Origin of the sequence: Corynebacterium camporealensis (assembly GCF_000980815.1) — a bacterium.
Classification (GTDB): Bacteria; Actinomycetota; Actinomycetes; order Mycobacteriales; family Mycobacteriaceae; genus Corynebacterium; species Corynebacterium camporealense.
The window spans coordinates 537006-556786 of record NZ_CP011311.1; the positions used below are offsets into that span (position 1 = coordinate 537006).

A 19781-nucleotide genomic window follows, 5' to 3' on the forward strand; every position below is an offset into this window, starting at 1 on the left:
ACGAGAGTTATTTCTCGTTGGAATCGGGTTTCGGGGCATTGGGGTCGATGGGGCGGCCGTGCTCATCGACTTCGTTGAGCTCAGCGAGCTTGGTGAAGTCTTCCGTGGCATCGGCAAAGCCTTCGTTCGGGTCGATTTCGTCGAAAGAACGGATGGTGCCGTCGCGTTCATCGCGGAAGAAGTCGCGGCCGTAGACCACAGCGACCATGATGAGACCCGCGGCGAAGCCCCAGGTTGCGCCCTGGGCGGCCAGCACGGCGGCGGTCACACCAGCGATACCGAGGTCTTTTTGGTTCTTTGCTTCCATGATGCCGACGCGGACTGACACGAAGCCTTGGATGATCAGTGTGAGTGCTAGGCCGACGTTCAGAATCGGTTCGACGAAGGTGATGATCGGTAGGAGGAGCAGGCCGGTGTTGGTGCCCCAGCGGAAAGAACCAGCGCCACCGAAGATGGAGCGCATGGCGCGCTTGCCCTGCTTGTAGCGCTCGACAATCACGACGTGCATTGCAGCCCACAGCGGACCACACATTGCGATGTCCGGGCCGATGATCGACATCAGCATGTTGCGGCCACCGAAGAGCAGGTGAGCGCGGGATGGGGAGTAGACCACGGCCTCGTCGGTACGCACGTGGTCAGCTTCTTTCAGAACGGCGTTGGCCTGCAGGACGTCACCGAAGACCACGATGTAGGCCGCCAGCACAGTCGGGATGGCGGTCAGGAACATCATTGCCGGTGGGAAGCCCAGTCCGAAGACGGTGTACTCATTCCACAAGGTGACAAAGTCTGGGTTGGAGAAGCCCATCTCGATATCCGGCCACGGTGCTTCGCCTGCCAGCGGGGCGACGAAGATGGCCACGAAGATGGCCGGCAGAATGCCCAGGGAGGCGATGAAGCGCCAGCCGGCGTTGCTTTGGCGCAACTTCGCAAACAGCTTCGAGTACATCAAGAAGAAGGCGATTGCTGCGCCGACGGCAATGGAGACAGGGAAGTTGTGGAAGTGGCCTTCGTCGCCAAACACAGAGAAGATAGCGGCGATACCAGCACCAAGCACGATGCCCGCGCGCAGGCCAGAGGGGATAACCCGGACGACCTTGGAGGCCAGTCCGGTAAGACCCAGCGTGATGGAGAATATTCCTAACATCAGCTGGAAACTAATCAGCGCCCAGACTCTTTCTGGGCCCTCCTCGAAGCTTTCGACGTAGACAATCAGCAGCGGAATAGCCGGGGTAATCCAGCCCGGAACTACCGGGTCGCCCAGCAGGTGGTGAATCAGGTAGAGCAGGCCGTTGAGAATAACGACAGCCAGGGCGACCTCGAAAGGCATGCCCAATGCCTGGGTCATCAGCGGGATAGCACCGAGGTCGACCACGCACATGAACAGACCTTGTGCGTAGTCAGGCCACTCAATGCGGTAGTGCACGAAGGGCAGTCGAATCTGGAAGGGACCGGCCTTCCAGTGCGGTGACTCTTTGCCGATGCCCTCGTTATCAGCGAGATCTTGAGACATACGGTTTCTCTTTTCTGGGAATATGCGGTTAACCCGCACCACCTAGGGGAGGCGATGCGGGGTCAAGCAAAAAGAGGAGAGATAGGGGAAAAGGGGCGACTTAGTCGAATTCGATGATCTGGCGCAGGGCCAGGCCGTCTTCGAGGTTGTCCATTGCTTCGTTGATGTCTTCGAGCTTGATGTGGGAGGAAATCAGGCCTTCGGCATTGAGCTTTCCTTCGCGCCACAGCTGCTCGTAGCGTGGGATGTCTTCGGTAGGGATGGAAGAACCCAGGTAGCTACCGTGGACGCGGCGGGCCTCGCTGGTCATCGTGAGCGGGTCAATACCGGTGATAGAACCCGGTGCAGGCAGCCCCACGGTGACGGTCAGGCCGCCCGGGCCGGTGATCTTGTAGGCGGTCTCCAGGGCCTTCGGGTGACCGGCGGCCTCAACCACAGCGTTGAATCGCTTGCCGGATTCCTCAGCCTCCGGGGAGGTCATCACGGAAGTAGCGCCCAGCTCGAGTGCCTTGTCGAGCTTGTCCTGCTGCATATCGATGCCCACAATCTCCTTCACGCCCAGAGCCTTGGCGGTGATGATCGCGGACATACCGACACCACCCAGGCCAACAACGGCAACGGAGTCTTCCGGACCCGGCTTGACCTCGTTGATGATTGCACCGCCACCGGTCAAAATCGCGCAGCCGAAGATAGCAGCGATATCGGCAGGAACATCCTTGCCCACCGGCACGACGGAAAGCTCAGAAACCACAGCGTGGGTAGCAAAGCCGGAGACACCAATGTGGTGCTGGATGGTCTCGCCTTCACGGGTGAGGTGGCGGGAACCGCTAATCAGCGAACCCTCGTTGTTGGACTTGGTGCCAACCTCACAGGGCATCTTGCCGTTGGTCTTACAACCATCGCACTCACCACAACGCGGCAGGAAGGTCATCACGACATTGTCGCCCTCCTTTACGCGGGTCACACCCGGGCCGACCTTTTCGACGATGCCTGCTGCCTCATGGCCAAGCAGCATCGGCAGCGGACGCGGGCGGTTGTTGTTGACCACGGAAAGGTCAGAGTGGCAGAGACCAGCAGCGGTCATCTTGACCAGCAGCTCACCCTCGCCAGGGGCGGAAAGGTCGAGCTCGCTGATGCTGATCGGCTGAGATTCTGCGTAGGGGCGGGGTGCCGCTGCGCGTTCCAGGACTGCGCCGCGGATCTTGAGAGACTCAGACATATTCATTCCAATCTGTCGCAACGAAAAGCCCGGGGAGAGATGCAGATTACCCTCGTGCTTTAGTGCGTTTCAGATTACTCTTCACACATATATCCCACACCGCTTTGATATGTAGAAAAACACACCATATTACTTTCGGTATGTGCAGTCCTATGTAGACGCAGTGCTTAACGATGCCCCCGTCCCAACGCCCGCACCCTCAGCGCCATTTGGATATCCAAACTGCGCTGACCGGTATCCCAGCCCGGTCCCAGAAGCCGCGTGGCGCGCTCTAAACGCTGGCGCACCGTGTTGGTATGCACATACATCGCCTTCGCCGCCGCGGAGACTCGCTGGCCGGACAAAAAGTACTGGTAGAGCGTTTCTTCTAAGTCGGTATCGTGCTCGTCGTCGTAAGCCGACAACGCACCGACGGCACGCGTGGTCAACAAGTCCAAAGCCCGCGAATCCGACCCCAGAATCAACCCCAGTGCGCCCAAGGTTTCTTCCGAGACCACCTGGTTGCTCACCTTTAAAGACATCGCTGCGCGCAGGTACTCCATCGTCATATCGTGGGCTTCTTGTGCCGACGTAGTCGAGGACAACGCAACTGCCGATGCGTAGGCCGTTTCTTCTGGATCTAGAACGTCGCGCAGCGCATCCTTAATCGACGAACGCGGCTGGACGAGTGCACAGAAATGCTCATCGTGCTTCGTCAGCGCGACTTCACCGCGGACCAGCTTTTCCAACTTCGTCCGCGAGAGATTCCCAGAAGGCATGTAGAGGCCTACGAAGTACAAATCATCGGGCTCGTTGAGGTCAATGCGCGTCATCTGCTTCAAACGCGCCTTTTCCTGCTCACCGATAGTGCCAATGGCAGCCGCGTAGACGAGATCGTCGACTTTGCGGCTGGTGGCTGAGGTTAAGGCTTCATCGAAAAGCGCAATGGCACTAAATGCAGCCGAGGCGTAGTCAATCACGCGGGATTCCACCTCATTGGCATCGCGCTCAATGTAGATAGTGCCCAGGTGACGGCCATTAAAGTCCACCGGCGTCGCACCCACGCTATCTACATCCAACCCGGCAGTGTCCAGCGCACGGCCCTCAAAATCAGCGCCAATAAAACGCTCCTGCGCGGAGTTCCACAACGCCACCGGCGATTCCAACTCAGTGGACAGCACATCGGCAAGCTTCTGAAAGGTCGGCTTGGCCGACAGCACCTGCAACAACGCCGTACCCGCATGATTTAGCCGGTGCAGGTCCGCCACGTTGCTTTCCAGATCTTCCTGCGCCGCCGTCAACGCCGCCACGGATTCCTGCTGTGCCTCAATCACCCGGGAGGTTTCCAACGCCACGGACGTCAGCGCCCCCAGCATCGTCAGCGCCGTGATGTCTTCGGTGGTGTAGTTGCGCGGATGCCTATCACCCACCAGCAGCGCACCGATGGTCTCACCGTTAATTTGTACCGGCGCACCCAAAATGCCATGGATGCCCTCTGCCTGGACGGCATGGTCCACGTAATCCACGTGAGTAACCTGCGGGTCTTGGGCATGGTCATACGTCCACGCCGGCTCATTAGTCGCAGCCACCAAGCCGAGGACACCAGTACCCATCGGCATGCGAATCGTGCGGAATTCTTCAGTCACCACACCAGAGGTCGTCAACACATTGGTCTTGCCACTATCTGGGTCATTCAGGCTGATGTAGCCAATATCTGAGCCGAGCAAGGTGCGCGCATGCTTAACGATGTCCCGAAACACCTGCTGCGCCGGCTTATCCTTATTGAGCAACTGCGCAACTTCCAACAGCTGCATCGACATGATGCGCCACTTCTGATTAGAAGTAATCGCAGCCTCCAAAGACCGCAGAGCCGCAATCTCTTCAGCATTCAACTGCGAGCGCAACGCATCCGGAATCCGGGATCCAGTGGTGAGATGCCGTAGGACATATCTCAGCAAAGACATATCAGCACGCCTTCTAAATCAAACAAGGACCATCAGAGACAATATAGCCCCTCATGGTCCTTGCATAGTGGTCACTTACTCTTGAGAGCCAGTTGGTGTGGCTCGGTTCTTAGCGGCACGGGATCCCTTCGGGGTCGTTGCCTGCTTACCAGTGATAAGCGCATGGAACTTACCGATCTGGACTTGGGCGTCGGGGTCATCCGTATCGACCTCAGCCATGATTTCGGTGATGAAGGAGGACTCCGGAATCGAGGAGTTGCGTGCAATGGCAACCAGTTCGCGGGTTTCCTCTTCGGTCAGAGAATCCTTATCCTCGAAGCGCTTGCGCAGCAGCTCGCGTGCACGGCGACGCAGCTCGGACTCGCTCTCCAACTTCTTGCGATTCTTGATCCACGCAAAAGCGATGATGAACATGATCGCGATACCCATGTAGCCCAGGAATGGGTAGACCCAGTCAACGAGGTTGCTGAAGCCGATGAAGGACAGAACGAAGCCAATCAGCACGGAGATGACGTAGACCTTGTAGAAGTTCTCCGGCTTCTTACGGGTCAGGCGCTTGGCAAAGGCGTAGAACATACCAATCGCGGTGTTGTAGATCATGCCGTAGATGGCAATCGCCATCAGCACGCCTAAGTTCGGATGAATCTGGGAGATCATCTCCAGGGTTGGCATTTCTGCTTCGGTAACTGGACCAATGGAGATGTACAGGCCGCCGACCAGTACAGCCAGCAGGAACAGGAAGCACAGGCCGCCCATGACGCCGCCCAGGCCAACTTCACGAGTATCGAGGAAGTTACCGCCAATAACGATGGTCATGGATACCACCACGATGACGTTGAGGCCGACGTTGTTAATCGCAGAGACCCACCAGTTGGGCAGCGTGGTTGGGATGTCTTGTGCCTGCTGGTTCAGGGTTGCCCAGTCCGGGGAAGCGGTGAACACGGTGTACAGGGTGCCGATGGTCAGCAAGACAATGATGAACGGGGTAATAGCACCAATAGCGATGGTGACCTTATCCACATCCAACAGGCCAGTAAGCAGGGTGAGAACCAGCATCAGGCCGGCACCAATCCAGACTGGCCAGCCCCACTGCTGGTTTAGGTTGGTACCTGCACCAGCGAACATGGCGAAACCAATACAGAACAAACAGATAAGCGTGGAGATATCCAGCAGCTTCGACACGATAGGGGTAGAGACGGCATCGAAGACCGTGGTGTGCTCTTTAGCGCGGTGGTAAGAGCCGAGCTGCAGAATCGTGATACCGGAAATCATCATGGCCAGGGCGGTGACAACCGCACCGACGATGCCCATGTTGCCGAAGGCCACGAAGTACTGCAGTGCTTCGCGACCAGACGCGAAGCTGGCACCCGCGAGCACGCCAATAAAGGCCATCGCGATACCAAATGAACGTTTAAGCATTGTGGTGTCTTTCTAGGATGAGAAGGGAATAGGTATGAAAAAACTGGTCTTCACCGCAGCACCTGCGGCGAAGTCCAGTTAAGAGGGGTTAGAGGTCTTCTTCGCTCGAGCGGGCATGCTCGATGATGAACTTAGAAATGTTGCTCAATTCAGCTTCTCCACGCGCCATCACACCGGCAGAGGTAAACAAACCGTGGTGATAGCCGCGCAGGTGCTTGTAGATGACCTCGACACCGGCCTGGGCCAGCTTGGCAGCGTATTCGCCACCTTCGTCAGCAAGCGGGTCGTTGTCCATGGTCAACACAATCGCAGGCGGGAGGTTCTCTGGCAGTTCAGCCAGCAGTGGGCTCAAGTCTGCGGTGCTGCGATCCTGGCCTTCTGGAAGGTAGGTGTCGATAAACCAGCGCATGGTATCGGCTACCAGCGGGAAACCTTCGGTGACTCGCTGGTAGGACGCACCCTTGCTCAGGCGCTCTTCGGTCAGGTCTACGACTGGGTAGATGAGGACCTGGGAGCTAATCGGTGCTACCGAATCGTCACCGGTGAACTCGTTGGCCAAGAAGGCCACCAGCTGACCGCCGGCGGAATCGCCGACCAAGCTGATGTTGCTCACGTTCAAGCCATGCTCAGCGTTGCTGTCAGACAGCCAACGCAGTGCGTCACGGCAATCATCGTGCGCAGCCGGGTAGAGGTGCTCCGGGGCCAACCGGTAATCAACCGCTACGACAGGGAAACGAGTCTCCAGTGCGATTCGGCGAGCTGCCGAATGATGGGTTTCCAAGTTACCCATCAACCAGCCGCCACCGTGGATGAAGAGCACGGCCGGAGTCTCATCGTTGCGATCCGACTCCGGACGCGGATCATAAAGACGCACTCGGAAATCTTTCACGTCGAAGTCCACGTGGCGCAGCGTCTCGCTTTCCTCCAGGCCATTGGCCGTGCAGGATTTCACGTACAGCTCGCGTACCTCGTCATAACCGTAGTTATGGAAGGCAACGGCACTAGCTTCGCGGAACCCGGAAAGTGCTTTCCAAGCGTCTGCGGTTACTGGACGGCCAGAGTACTCATCGTTCAAGGTGTGCATCTTTTGAGTCATTACTTCACTCCGTAGTCTGCCAAATCAAGCTCGCGGGTCAGGTCCTGGTACTCAGCAACGTTGCCGGACCAGTTGTTAATAACCTTGCCATCTTCGTTCTTGTACCAGGAGGAGCAATCAGCGCTGAAGGCAGAGTTTTCGAGCTCTTCCTGCACGTGCTCGTTGAACTTCTCCAGCACCTCGGAGTCGACGTCCAGAGCGGTGTCTGGGTTGTCGCGCAGGTACTCGACAGCCTGGCGGATGTACTTGTCCTGCTCTTCCAGCATGGCCACCACGGAGTGGTGGTTCAGGTTGGTGTTCGGGCCGTAGAGCATGAAGAAGTTCGGGAAGCCATCGACAGCCATGCCCAGGTAAGCCTCTGGGGTATTACCCCAGCGCTCGCGCAGGTCCTGGCCGTTACGGCCGATGATTGGCAGCTTGCCCTGGAATTCCTGAGCGTGGAAGCCGGTAGCAAAGATGATGACGTCAAACTCGTGCTCGACACCATCCTTGGTGCGGATACCCTTCTCGGTGAATTCCTCAATACCTTCGGTCTCCAGGGTGACGTTGTCACGGTTGAAGGTCAGGTAGAACTCATCGGAGCGCAGAATACGCTTACAACCGAAGGCGAAGTCCGGGGTGAGCTTTTCGATGAGCTCCGGATCCTCAACCTGGTTGCGCAGGTGAGCCATAGCCTGCTCGACGCCTTCTTCAGCAGCGTCAGTGCCCTGGCGGGTGCGCTCGAAGCCAGCCTCACGAACCTCGTGGATTTCCTCGCGGATCTTGCGGTAGGAATCCGGGTTGGACTTGAACTCTTCCTTCTCCTTCTCGGAGAAGATGATCTGGTCACGCGGCAGGATGTAGTTTGCGGAGCGCTGGAACACGGTCAGCTGCTCAGCGACCTTAGCTACCTCTGGCACCAGCTGGACTGCGGAAGCAGCGTTACCGATGGTGGCAACCTTCTTGCCTGCCAGGTCTACGGAGTGATCCCAGGTTGCGGAGTGGAACTGCACGCCCTGGAACTTGTCGCGGCCCTTGAAGTTCGGGAACTTCGGGCGGGACAGCTGGCCCCATGCACCGACGAAGACGCGGCCGTAGAAGGTCTCACCCTGGTCGGTTTCAATCGCCCAGAGCTTGTCATCTTCAATCCACTCAGCATGGGTGATGCGGTGGTTGAGCTTGGTGTTGGAGTAGAGGTCGAACTCTTCTGCCATGTCCTTGAGGTAAGCCAGCATCTCGTCCTGGCCGGCGAACATGCGGGATACGCCGAGGTTCAGGAAGTAGGAGTAGCAGTAGATGAGTGCCTGGGTATCACACGCAGCACCCGGGTAGGTGTTGTCGCGCCAGACGCCGCCGACCTCATCGGCAGCTTCCAGGATGACGAAGTTGTCCAGGCCATCGCGGCGCAGCTGTGCGCCCATGCCCAGGCCGCCGTAGCCAGCGCCGAGGATGACTGCGTCGTAAATGTGCTTTTCGGTCATAGTGTCCTCCAATTAGGGATAGTGGGGAGCCAAATAGGGATAGTGGGAAATAGGGAGCGATTAGTTCTCGCGGATAGCGGAAGCCAGTACGGAGAGGCCTTCGCGGAGCGTGGACTCGTTGATCACCAGCGGCGGCAGCAGGCGGATGACGTTGCCATCCAGGCCACAGGTAAGAACAACGACGCCCTGCTGCTTACAAGAAGCAGCCACCTTGCCGGTCAGCTCAGCGTTCGGGGTGCCATCAGCGTTGACGAGCTCGAGTGCAATCATGGCGCCACGGCCACGGATCTCAGCTACGGTGTCGAGTTCGAGCAGCGGCTCGAGCTCTTCGCGGATGATGCCTTCGATTTCCTGTGCGCGGGAGTTGAGGTCCTTGTCCTCCATCTCGGCGAAAGCAGCCAGGGAGGAAGCACACGCCACCGGGTTACCTGCGTAGGTGCCACCCAAGGAGCCTGGGCCAGGAGAATCCATGATTTCGGCGCGGCCGGTCACACCGGATACTGGCATACCGCCACCAAGGCCCTTCGCAGTGGTGATGAGGTCCGGGGTGATGCCCTCATGGTGGGAAGCGAACCACTTACCGGTACGGCACACGCCAGCCTGAATTTCGTCGACGACGAAGACAACGCCGTTGTCGTTGCACCACTTCTGCAGTGCCGGCAGGAAGCCTTCCGCCGGAACGACAAAGCCGCCCTCGCCCTGGATGGGCTCGATGACCACAGCTGCGAGATCGTCAGCGCCGACCTGCTGCTCGATGGCGCGGATGGTGCGCTGTGCAGCCTGCTCACCTGACAGACCATCACGCAGCGGGTAGGAACCCGGAACGCGGTAGATGTCAGATGCCAGGGTTCCGAAGCCAGCCTTGTAAGGCTTGTTCTTTGCAGTCATGGTCATGGTCAGGTTGGTACGACCATGGAATGCGGAATCGAAGACAACCACGCGGTTCTTGCCGGTGTGGTTACGAGCAATCTTCACAGCGTTCTCGATTGCTTCTGCACCGGTGGAAAACAGAACAGTCTTCTTCTCGTGATCGCCCGGGGTCAGCTCGTTGAGCTTTTCTGCTACCGCAACAAAGCCCTCGTAAGGAGCATTGAGGAAGCAGGTGTGGGTCAGGTGCTTGGCAGCCTCGCCAATAGCTTCAGCAACGCGCGGGTTGGAAGCGCCCACGGAGGTCACTGCAATACCGGAGGCGAAATCGATGAGCGAGTTGCCGTCGGCGTCGACCAGAACGCCGCCGTCGCCTTCGACAATGTAGGCCGGAAGACCTGGGCCAAGCGCACGTGGCAGGGACTTCTCAGCCCGTTCCGCTAGCTTCTTGCTCTCCGGGCCGGGAATGGAAGAGTTAACCTTCCGCTCCTGGGGGAGGCGGTGAGAGATATCTTGCATGTCGCTCCTTTCGGGCTGGCTATGTGATGGAGTCAATTGTGGCCATTCTGTGTAAGCTACGGAACTAACATTCTGGACAATTCCAGAGACGTTTTTGTACAGCTTGGATATAGGTGGCATAGGTGGAGGACTGGAAGACTGTAGGGGCTGCTCAGCAGCTGGTAGAAGATGAAATCCAGTTGCTCAGTATCGACTGGCTGCTCGCGCAACGCGACTTAGAACTGCGCCCACTGCACATAGCCGGCCAAGAATTTCACGTCGCGCACCCCTGTGAACTCGAAGACCCCACCGAATTCATCGGCCCTGGGGGAGTAGTACTCCTGACCGGACTCGCGTTTAAAGATCATCCCGCGGGCTTTACCGACTATGTTCGTCGCCTCGCCAAGCGCGGCATCACTGGTATCGGATTCGGCACCGGCCTGTACTTCGATAAACCACCCCGCGAACTTATCGACGCCGCCAAGGCACACGAGCTCACCCTCTTTGAAGTGCCCCTGCATATCCCCTTCGTGTCCATCTCGGCTGCTGCCTACAAAGAACAGTCCCGTCGCCGGGGTGCGCGCCGGGAAGAGTTCATCAAAGACTTAGGCAAACTTAGCGATGCCGCATCGAAAGGCCTGCGCCCACTGCTGCGCTCAGTCGCGACGACCTTGGACTGCCGCATTTATCTCGCGGACGCGGACAGCCGCATTAAAGCTGCCGTGGTGTCACCTACCCGTGACCCACTGCCGGAAGCTATCACTAAAGAAGACCGCGAACTCGTCGCTGAAGTCATGAAACGTGGTTTCGGAAGCGCCTTTTCGGACAAAGGACGAACCGTCCTCAGCGTGACGGTGACAACCCGCGGCGACTACCACGAAGGGCTTATTGCCTCCACGGAGAAAAGCCTCGATCTTTACGGACGAACTCTGCTTAAACACGCCGCCGGATTGTGCGAACTACTCGTGCAGCGACCATCAGAACTGCGCTTTAAACAAAACGGACTCAACACCTTGGCTCTGGGCATCCAGCTCGGCTGGACCGGCGATACCGATACCTTCCGCGACATCATCGCCTCTGCTAGCGATGCCACCGGCAAAATTCGTCCCGCCCTCGTGAAGTCCGACGACGTCCAAGCCCGTGACCGTTTCCACCAGAAACTCGATATGCGCCTCGAACAAGCCGGCCGCATGTTTTTCAGCCTCAACCTCGACGACTGCACACAGTTAGTACTCTTCCGCGGCGGCCGTTCAATGAAGGAACTGAAAGAACTACTCAGCGACTTAAGGCATCGCCAGCGCATCGTCGTCGGAGGCCCCGTCGAGTGGGCGGAACTTTCCCAATCACTCATCGGCGAACTAGAGCGAATCGCATTCCGCGTGAAGACTGGCTCCATCGTCGGCGTGGAAAGCCGCGCCTTTAACTGGCTACACGATGCCGCCGACGTCCCCGCCCTGCGCAGCCGCGTCCAAGAAACCTGGGGCAAACTACACGCCTACGACGAATCCCACGACACCTACCTCCGCCGCACACTCGAAGTCCTGCTCCAGCATGGCATGCATCTTGGCGATGCCGCCGACATCCTCGGCGTCCACCGGCACACCCTACGCAAACGCGTATCCACCCTGGAATCAGTCCTCGAGGTCGACCTCGGCGATCCTTCAGTCAGAGCAGAACTGCTTGTGCTTGGAATGGCTATTGACCGGCAACGCTCAACGAAAAGCTAAAGCAGAAAACTATTTACGGTAGCGATTCAAATTTTTGGAGGCAGGCGGTCGGAGTGAGGTCTGAGTAAACCATTTTGAAGTGCTGTACTTCTTCTAAAAGCGTCATCTTAGGCGCGACAGACGTATGGTGAATAGTTTGCAACTAGTTTAAGTGGCTGTACAGAGAATTGGCGTACGCTGAATCAGTCTAAGGCGAGTAGTGGCTCTTCGGAAGTAATTTTTGAAACAAGAGCGAAATGCAAATTCAGAAGACCATGCCCTGTTCTCCAGTCGTCGCCTAAAACTTCATCGATTTTTCGTAGACGTTGCCGAATAGTGTTGACATGCAGATTTAGCTCTCGAGCTACCTTTGATGCTGAAAACTCGTAGGAAGCCGTCAATTTCAAGGTAGTGAAGAGATCAGATCCATGCATTTTGTCATGTTCCAAAATGGGGCCAAGAGTCTCGTTGATTAAGGCGATCTGATCTTCTCTTGAGATATTGCCCAGGGCCAATAGCCAAAAAGGCAAATTCTGTTTTGAGAACACTACATTTTTGGTGGACACTTGTAGATGAGTGACAGCGTTTAGATAACGGTGGCAAGAATAAGTTATGTTCTCGAGATCTTGAGAACAATCAAACTGATCTGAGACGAAGCCTAAAAGCCCTTTCTCCTTAAAGGTAAATATGTCGTTTAGTAGAGATACAACACGATCTATGCGCTGAGCTGTGGCGAAAAAGTAAACCATATTGGATGACTTGTAATAGATAACACCCGACGGAAGTAGATCGTAAATTGATTGATGGATTTCTCCCCAAGAATGCCAGTCACACCGAAGGGCAATAATCTTGCAAGATCGACCAGGGCTAATAGATATGGATTGAAGTCGCTGTTTGAGTGCCTCGGGAAGAGACGAGTAGCCAAATCGGAGAAGATGAAATAGAGCCTCGCTATCCCATGAAAGCGATTCATCAGTCCGCTTGGGCGATAAGATACCGGGAAAGCTTAGTAGCCGTGCTGCCTTTTGAACTAAAAGTGGCTGGAAGGAGTCAGCACCATGGGACTCCATTACAAGGGCTCCCCAAGGGCTGGCCCCATTAAATAGCGCCCATGATTGAAAGGCCATCCCATCGAAGCTGAACGTCCTAAATTTTCCCGCCGCGTCCACAGATTGGAGCCAGTCTTTTAACTCACTGTACAACTTTTTGCTTAACGTAGGGTTCGAAGCTTTCGAATAACTAGTGAGATCTATGAGATTAATCGACGAGGAAAACCGCGCTTCGATGTAGGTCAAAATCTCTTGTATTGGATCGGGTCTGTTAGCTAGCTCGAACAATTTGTTGAGCTCAGACGCGTTAACTTCTAACCTCTCGATGGTTTTTTCTCTGGTAGTGAGGTCTGACTTTAACCTGGAAATTTTATTAGAATGATTGCTTTCTCTGTCGCAAAGTCGCAGAATGGCGGAACTGTACCAGGCGATTTTCTCTAGAACATAGATATCTGACGAGGGGTACACGCGCTCATGGCGGTCAGCGATAAAAAGGATGTATCCAAAATCATCCGAAGTGTCAAAAGGGACCCCTAGAAAAGCGCGAAATCCTTCTCGTTTCACTACCTTATCAAGGTTTTCACTGCGTATGAACGTGTCGTCCATTAGATAATTTGCTACTTGCAGAGGGCTATCCAATTCGAAGATTCTATTGGCGAGGCCCGAGTTGCTGGAAGTAGCTTCTTGAAATTCCTGTGTCCAAATGCCGTCTGACATCAAAATGGAAGAAACGGCTTCTTCACCCGACTGTACTTCCACTAGGTAGGCTGCGTCCACACCTAGCAACTGTCGTGTGAGACCAAGTATTCGCGGCAAAGCTAGATCGGTTGAAGCTTCTAGGCTGACTTCGTAAGCCACCTCCTGCAGCTCATTTACTAACCGTCTGAGGGTTCTATTTTCTGATGCCAAATTGTTCACCGTAATGAGAGAACGGCGTAAAGGTGCGGACTCGGAATCCGTCTTCAGGTGTTCGATGGATTGGCGGAAACGGGCGGACGGTAGCCGAAGCGCGGATTGCAGGTGCAGATTTATCTCTTGGTTCGGTGCTTGTTGGTTCATGGGTGTGCAAATAGTAATTTTCGTCGGCGAAATTGTAATTTAAAACACTAGTCCGCTGTGGCGTGGGATGCAATACTGTTCGCTAAGTGATTGACATCACTCTTAACGAAACTTCACAGAAAGGATTGGTATGGGTCTTCAGTCTGCAAAGCGCAGTGAAAACAAACCCGTCATAACTGCGGCTGCGCGACTCCCTATTGGCAGGAAGAAAGGGGCGTTGGCATCACTTGACGGTGTAGGGCTTGGAGCCGAAGTCCTTAAGAAACTCGGTGAGGCCTTACCGAGCGGCAGTGATGACATCAGCGATGTAATTCTGGGAAATACTCTTTCGCATTATGGGAACCCTGCGAGGGTGGCGGCCTTAAAAGCAGGGTATGGCACTAATGTTCCCGCGCTGACTATTGATCGTCAGTGTGGTTCTGGAATTAACGCTGTAACCCTTGCTGCAAGCCTCTCTCAAACCCAGGATGGCATTTACGTAGCAGGTGGGATGGAGAGTATGACGCATGAACCTCTACAGCTTGCACCACCACGTCGAAGCTTCGACTTCACATCGGTAAAGCCTTTGCGTAGAGAGCTTTCTACCGAGGCAGTTGGTGACCCGACTATGGGGCAAACTGCTGAAAATGTAGCGAGAATGTTCTCAATTAGCCGAGGTGAGCAGGATGAGTACGCACTTCGGAGTCAGGAGCGTTATCAAAGAGCGAAAGAGCTAGGGAAATACGAAGATTTCGTCATCGCTATGGAATTGCCTCATGGTGAAGAGTTTACCGAGGACGAGCACCCGCGACCGGACACGAGTATTGAGAAGCTCTCCAAACTGCGTCCTGCATTTGACGTGCAAGGGACAGTGACGGCTGGCAATGCTTCAGGTCTTAATGATGGTGCTGCGGCCGTGGTAGTGACCGGCTCATCCTTAGCGAAGGAGCGGGACTTGCCTGTACTCGCTGAGGTCGGTCGGACGGTGGTCTCAGGTGTGGATCCCAACACCATGGGGTTGGGGCCAGTGCCCGCTATTAAAGAACTTCTGAGCAGAACTGGTCGGAGCATTGATAGCTACGACTTCATTGAAATCAATGAGGCCTTCGCTGTTCAAACGCTCGCTTGCATCAAAGAGCTAGGGCTCGATGTAGAAAAAGTGAATCCAAATGGTGGGGCTATTGCGCATGGACATCCGATAGCTGCTACCGGCTGCATCTTAGTTCAAAAGGTAATAAGTGAGCTCCGTTCAAGAGGAGGTGGCAGCGCAATCGTAAGTGCCTGCATTGGTGGCGGGCAAGGAATCGCAACCGAGATCAAAGTCAAAGGAGAATAGAAATGCAGAAACTAACAAACGTTACGGTCTGCGGCGCAGGAGAAATGGGCGGCCAAATTGCGATGGCGGCAGCCCTAAATGGTTATACCGTTGCACTTTACGACATTAACGTGGACCAACTGAGTGCAACCTCTAGCCGCCTTGAGTCCTTAACTAATCGATTCGTGGAGAAGGGGCGGTATGAAGAGCAAGTGGTCAAGGAAGCATTCTCAAACCTCACTTTCTACAACGACCTTTCAGAGGCATGTGCGCAGGCTGACCTTGTAATCGAAGCAATTGTCGAAGACCTTGGCGCGAAACGAGAGCTCTTCCGACAGGTGTCCTCATTGGTTGATGCAGGAACAGTGCTAGCAACAAACTCATCAAGCATTGTGTCATCGAAATTAGCGGACAGCGTTTCTAATCCTTCACGCCTCTTGAATGTTCATTTCTTTAATCCAGCATTGATTATGCCGCTGGTCGAAGTTGTGCAAGGGCCGCATACGGATACTGAGCATGTTGAGACTGCGATTGAATTTGCTAGGAGTCTCGGCAAGACCCCAGTCTTAATTGAAAAGGAAATCTTCGGTTTCATTGCCAATCGTGTGCTGTCCGCCATATTCGATGAAGCTATCTACCTAAAGGAGCAAGGGGTCGCTTCCGTCGAAGCAATCGATACAGCGGTCAAGCAGGGGTTAAATCACCCGATGGGGCCGTTTGAACTCTTGGATCTCACCGGCATTGATGTCAATTACAAGATCAAGAAGTTGGAGGCAGAAGATACCGGTGATGCAAAGGATGGGCCTTCACGGACTTTGTCGGAGCTGTATGAAGCCGGCCATCTCGGTAAGAAATCGGGGCGCGGTTTCTACGAATATAAGAAAGGAGGAAAGTAATGCCAAGCCAAGTAACTACAGAAAAGAGAAACGGCGTTGGAATTCTCACTATTGAACGAGAGGGACAGCTTAATGCCCTCAATGTTGAGGTGATGGATCGAATTTCTGCTGCACTTGATGAGTGGGAATATGACGATGAGATCGACGTAGTGATCTTTATCGGTGCTGGGACAAGAGCTTTCGCTGCGGGAGCAGATCTACAAGAGTTAGCTTCTTTGAGCCACCAAGAGGTCAGGGAGCGATACCCAATGGCGGGTTTGTTCGACCGTATTGACAACTATCGCAAGCCCAGCATTGCCGCAGTAAACGGCATAGCGTTTGGGGGTGGATTCGAGTTGGCTTTGGCGTGTGATCTTCGTGTCGCTTCTCCTACAGCGGAATTTCGATTTCCAGAAGTAGGACTTGGAATTATCCCGGGCGCCGGCGGTACGCAAAGACTTTCCCGCCTTCTTAATGAATCGATGGCTACCTACTTGATTCTTAGCGGCGAAGGTTTGTCTGCAGAACGAGCATTTGAAATGGGGCTTGTATGCCGTTTGGACGAAGACCCGCTCAATTCAGCTATCGAAATTGCGGATACGCTTCGCGCCAAATCTTTAACTGCGATCCGATTTGCGCGCAGTGCAGTAAAACAAATCAACCCTTCTGGACACCAGAAGGAGCAACTTTATCAGGGGTTGGCGTTCGCCAGTGACGATCGCACGGAAGGCATTGATGCTTTCTTGTCTCGGCGAGCTCCTTCCTTCTCCGCAACTGATGCAACGTGAAAGTGAAGGAACATGCTATGAAACGTGATGAATACGTGACCAATGATTTGGGTTTCTTTAAGCCCAAAGCCTTTCGATTGTGGTCAACGATTGGAATTTTGTGCTTATCGGTAGTTGCTTTCTTGCCTATGAGCTTTAATACGCTGGTAGGAGAAACCGTCTTGGTGAACTACCTGCTAGTTGTGATTATGCTGGTTAGCCTGGCGGTTTTGATTATTGACCTCAAGCCAGATCGCCAAGAGCGAGGAGGTCGCGACAATGTCTAGTGCAAACGTTCTCGCGCTTGTAATCTTGTTTGTCTACATGGCAACAACGGTTGCAATTGGTCTATACGCGCACCGTAAGAGTAAGGGAGGATCTGCCAAGGACTTCCTTACTGGTGGCGGAGGTGCCGGCTTTTGGATTAATGGCTTTGCCATCTTCGCGGCCTTCGCTACGGGCGGTACGATGCTCGGAAATATTGGGCTGTCCTATCAAGGCGGTTGGGGCTATATTACGGCCTACAATGCTGGTGTCGCTGTTGGCTACCTGATCACGACGTTCTTCCTAGCGAAGATCATGCGAAACATGAATGTCGCGACTGTACCTGAGCTGGTGAAGGCTCGCTACAATCACCGTTGGATGAACCTTGTAGTTCCGATAGTTCTTATTGGCACCCTAAGCGCATACATTGTCGCGCAGATGAAAATCGGTGGCCTTATCGGTGAACAGATCTTTGGCATTCCTTACGGCTGGTCGGTGCTGTTGATCGGAGCTGTGTACGTCTTCTATACATTTGCAGGCGGCATGAAAGCAGTGACCCTGACGGACTTCCTGCAAGGCATGATGATGATTGCCGTCGTGCTCATTACAGGATTCATTGCAATCAATGCCAACGGTGGCCTTTCGGTCTATGAAGTCGCCCAAGGTATTAAGCCAGAGTGGACTCAGGCCGAAGTGTATAGTCCGATTTCCTATATTGGTGCCTTCTTGATTTGGGCTACTTGTAACGCAGTCCTGCCACATACCGTGATGCGAATCTTTGCGGCAAAGAATGAGCGAACTGGTCGAGCTTCGCTCGCACTCGGATTAGGCCTGTACATTGTTACAGGCGTCGTGACTTGTGTCTTTGTTATTGCTGGCACGATCATTCTTACGGGTGGCGCGGAACTAGAGGATAATGACGCTGCATTCCTGCTGTTCCTCGATCAGGCTACGCCGGATTGGGTTCGTGGTCTTGCATTTGCTGCAATCTTCGCTGCTGTTATGTCGTCTGTTTCTGCGATGCTGCTGGCTTTGGCAGCGGCATTGTCGTACGACTTGATCGGCGAAATCCGTCCCAATACGTCGGATGCTGCGCAAAGGAGAATTACAAAGCTGGGTATTCTCGGATTTGGTGTCCTTACCCTCGTCCTTTCGTTGAACCCGCCAGAATTCCTAACCCTCCTGTACACAGCGGCTATGGGCCTTTTGGCTTCGTCCTTGTTCTTCCCAACTTTGCTGGGACTGTGGTGGCGAAGGATTGGAGGAACTGCGGCTTTTGCTGGTGCAACTGTCGGTGGTGTTTCGTACCTCATTCTGTTGTTCGGGTTCGACCTGCCTACCCTTTCGCAAGTGGTCTACTCGTTGCCGCTATCCGCAATTACTTGCGTCGTTTGTGCATTCATCTTTAAGCCGGCGAACTCCAGCGAACTGGAAAGGCTTACGATTGCGCACGAGCGTGAAGTAACCGATGAAGAAGTACAAAGGTTCGAAAAAGAACTCAACACGTAGTTGAGTGCTTTTAAACCTGTTGACTTCTTGAGAGGAGCTTCTTAGAACGATGTATAAGACTCTTATAAGACCCCGTTACTCAGAGAATGATGCTGCCGGACATATAAACAATACGGTCTATGCAGTGTGGTTTGAGGACGCCCGACGCGAAATATTCAAGCTTTTCGTGCCTGATTTGGCTCCAGCACCGTGGAATCTGCTTTTGGTCCAAAGCAATATTACCTACAAAGCAGAAGTCACCTGGGTTGAACTGGTTGAAGTCTCAACGTGGGTAGCGCGTGTAGGCAATAGTTCCTTCACGTTGTATGAGGAAATGAGGCAAGAAGGGGACCTCAAGGCGATTTCCGAAGCGACCTACGTTCAAGTCGATTCAGTTTCTCGGTCTCCCGCTCCAATTCCTTCATCAATCGTCGAAAGTTTGGAAAAACACACAAAACTAGAGGGTGTGAAAGGATAAAACATGTCTTCTAACGTTGAAAGTTTCGTTGAAAACAATGTGGGGTATATCTATCTCGATCGGCAAAAGAGCCGTAATGCACTGACCTTTGAAATGTTGCGCTCGATTGAGCTAACCGTTCGAGAGTGGTCCGTACAACCTGAGGTTCGGTGCATCGTCTTCTCCGGTAAAGGCAAAGCCTACTGTGCCGGTGATGACCTAATTGACATGGGGACTTCAAAGTATCCTGTTCCTGAGGATAAGTTTGTTGAGTACCTAAGCGGTTACCCAGAGGCGTGTAAGGCGTTTCGAGAATGCCCCAAGCCGATCATTTGTAGCGTTCATGGCTATGCCCTTGGGGCAGGACTAGAGCTTGCCTTGTCCTGCGATTTGCTTATTGCTGAAAAGGGCTGCGGGATTGGACTTCCCTTCGTGTTGAGAGGGTTCTCCTCCGGTACGCATTTACTGGCTCGGTTAACTAACCGGATGTTTGCCTCACGGCTTTTGTTCACAGGAGACATCGTTCCAGTAGAAAACCTTGAGGCTTTTGGACTAGTGCACTCACTTACTGAAGCAGATGAGCGCGAATCAAAGACGAAGAATCTTGCCGAAAAGATTGCTCAGCTTCCCACGAAGACCATCGGACTCATGAAAAAAGCCATGGATGCTTCGGATTCTTTGGACGAGAGGTCCGCCTGGGTAGTTCAGGCACAGTCCACAGTTACAGGAACGCTCACTGAAGATTATGCAGAAGGTAGAAGGGCATTTGCTGAAAAGCGAGACCCCGTCTTTACCGGAAAGTAGGTTGAC

Annotated in this window: 16 protein-coding genes; 8 read left to right on the forward strand and 8 right to left on the reverse strand. The window is 54.3% G+C overall.

The features are described 5' to 3' along the window. Positions 1–7: 7 nt before the first annotated feature. The 7 genes from UL81_RS02655 to gabT form a co-directional block, all read right to left on the reverse strand. On the reverse strand, positions 8–1510 hold the full coding sequence (locus tag UL81_RS02655) for a membrane protein (protein WP_046453225.1): 1503 nt from the start codon (positions 1508–1510) through the stop codon (positions 8–10). A 100-nt stretch (positions 1511–1610) separates the two neighbouring features. Then, positions 1611–2729 (reverse strand): alcohol dehydrogenase catalytic domain-containing protein, encoded by a 1119-nt coding sequence (locus UL81_RS02660; RefSeq protein ID WP_035106779.1) that lies wholly within the window; start codon positions 2727–2729, stop codon positions 1611–1613. A 167-nt stretch (positions 2730–2896) separates the two neighbouring features. Next, positions 2897–4672, reverse strand: coding sequence for a helix-turn-helix domain-containing protein (locus UL81_RS02665; RefSeq protein ID WP_046453226.1), 1776 nt, complete (start codon positions 4670–4672; stop codon positions 2897–2899). A 75-nt stretch (positions 4673–4747) separates the two neighbouring features. Continuing rightward, a complete protein-coding gene (locus UL81_RS02670) occupies positions 4748–6091 on the reverse strand; it encodes a YkvI family membrane protein (RefSeq protein WP_236684494.1) in 1344 nt (447 codons plus the stop codon). Positions 6092–6179: 88 nt separating this feature from the next. Further along, the gene (locus UL81_RS02675) at positions 6180–7187 is read right to left on the reverse strand and encodes an alpha/beta hydrolase (protein ID WP_236684495.1); all 1008 of its coding nucleotides are present in this window, start codon (positions 7185–7187) and stop codon (positions 6180–6182) included. Continuing rightward, positions 7187–8647: a flavin-containing monooxygenase gene (locus tag UL81_RS02680; RefSeq protein WP_035106781.1), complete on the reverse strand. Its 1461-nt coding sequence runs from the start codon at positions 8645–8647 to the stop codon at positions 7187–7189. Before UL81_RS02680 ends, UL81_RS02675 begins: the two co-directional genes overlap by 1 nt. A 60-nt stretch (positions 8648–8707) precedes the next feature. Beyond that, a complete protein-coding gene (gabT, locus tag UL81_RS02685) occupies positions 8708–10033 on the reverse strand; it encodes a 4-aminobutyrate--2-oxoglutarate transaminase (protein WP_035106783.1) in 1326 nt (441 codons plus the stop codon). Between the two features lie 122 nt (positions 10034–10155). Between gabT and UL81_RS02690 the strand changes: the two genes are divergently transcribed. Next, positions 10156–11739 carry a helix-turn-helix domain-containing protein gene (locus UL81_RS02690; protein WP_052737439.1) on the forward strand — a complete coding sequence of 528 codons (1584 nt, stop codon included), beginning with the start codon at positions 10156–10158 and terminating at the stop codon, positions 11737–11739. Positions 11740–11921: 182 nt separating this feature from the next. Here the strand turns inward: UL81_RS02690 and UL81_RS02695 are convergent, their stop codons facing one another. After that, positions 11922–13826 carry a helix-turn-helix domain-containing protein gene (locus UL81_RS02695; protein WP_081961553.1) on the reverse strand — a complete coding sequence of 635 codons (1905 nt, stop codon included), beginning with the start codon at positions 13824–13826 and terminating at the stop codon, positions 11922–11924. A gap of 130 nt (positions 13827–13956) precedes the next feature. On the opposite strand from UL81_RS02695, the gene UL81_RS02700 reads away from it, so the two are divergent. The 7 genes from UL81_RS02700 to UL81_RS02730 are packed head-to-tail and all read left to right on the forward strand — an operon-like array spanning position 13957 to position 19775. Then, the gene (locus UL81_RS02700; protein ID WP_046453227.1) at positions 13957–15141 is read left to right on the forward strand and encodes a thiolase family protein; all 1185 of its coding nucleotides are present in this window, start codon (positions 13957–13959) and stop codon (positions 15139–15141) included. 2 nt (positions 15142–15143) lie between these two features. Next, positions 15144–16016, forward strand: a complete 873-nt coding sequence (locus UL81_RS02705) for a 3-hydroxyacyl-CoA dehydrogenase family protein (RefSeq protein ID WP_046453228.1) — start codon at positions 15144–15146, stop codon at positions 16014–16016. Next, complete coding sequence (locus UL81_RS02710; protein WP_035106788.1) at positions 16016–16783, forward strand: enoyl-CoA hydratase/isomerase family protein; 768 nt, start codon at positions 16016–16018, stop codon at positions 16781–16783. Before UL81_RS02705 ends, UL81_RS02710 begins: the two co-directional genes overlap by 1 nt. A gap of 17 nt (positions 16784–16800) precedes the next feature. Further along, positions 16801–17049 (forward strand): hypothetical protein, encoded by a 249-nt coding sequence (locus UL81_RS02715; protein WP_035106790.1) that lies wholly within the window; start codon positions 16801–16803, stop codon positions 17047–17049. After that, on the forward strand, positions 17042–18535 hold the full coding sequence (locus UL81_RS02720) for a sodium:solute symporter family protein (RefSeq protein WP_035106792.1): 1494 nt from the start codon (positions 17042–17044) through the stop codon (positions 18533–18535). The genes UL81_RS02715 and UL81_RS02720 overlap by 8 nt, the downstream gene beginning before the upstream one ends. A 49-nt stretch (positions 18536–18584) precedes the next feature. Next, the gene (locus tag UL81_RS02725) at positions 18585–18992 is read left to right on the forward strand and encodes an acyl-CoA thioesterase (RefSeq protein ID WP_035106795.1); all 408 of its coding nucleotides are present in this window, start codon (positions 18585–18587) and stop codon (positions 18990–18992) included. A gap of 3 nt (positions 18993–18995) precedes the next feature. Next, positions 18996–19775 carry an enoyl-CoA hydratase/isomerase family protein gene (locus UL81_RS02730; RefSeq protein ID WP_035106797.1) on the forward strand — a complete coding sequence of 260 codons (780 nt, stop codon included), beginning with the start codon at positions 18996–18998 and terminating at the stop codon, positions 19773–19775. Positions 19776–19781: the final 6 nt, after the last annotated feature.